Below are 368 nucleotides of genomic sequence, written 5' to 3'. Positions count from 1 at the left end.
GCGTAATAGCGCTCGCCTTCCGGGGTGAGCACCAGTTTTCGTGTGGAGCGGTTGAGTAACCGTGTCTGCAGATGCTGCTCCAGTGCGGCGACATGGCGGCTGACATTCGGCTGGCCCAGCCCCAGGTCACGCCCGGCGGCGGAAAAGCTGCCTGTCTCCTCGGCGCGGGCAAAGCAGGTCATAAGCAAAAACCGGTCCATGCATCCTCGATCCATGCGTACATCGCATGAAGGTTATGTTCATGGTGGCTCTTATAGCAGCGAATGCATAGGGGGATCATCTCTCACCGGAGGCCGCCGGGGGGCGGCCGCACCGCATCGTCAGGGGCCTCCCAGGCCACGGCTTTCCGGCAACCCTACCCCCATCAC

General features: G+C 62.8%; 1 protein-coding gene. It reads right to left on the bottom strand.

The features are described 5' to 3' along the window. Positions 1–200: LysR family transcriptional regulator (locus tag KVS69_RS18975; protein ID WP_254622292.1), on the bottom strand; the 200-nt coding region annotated here is incomplete at its 3' end. Positions 201–368 lie beyond the last annotated feature (168 nt).

The organism is Stenotrophomonas sp. GbtcB23, assembly GCF_019091045.1.
In the GTDB taxonomy this organism is placed as follows: domain Bacteria; phylum Pseudomonadota; class Gammaproteobacteria; order Xanthomonadales; family Xanthomonadaceae; genus Stenotrophomonas; species Stenotrophomonas rhizophila_A.
The sequence above is the reverse complement of the archived record's forward strand: the minus strand, read 5'-3'. Positions and strand labels throughout refer to the sequence as shown.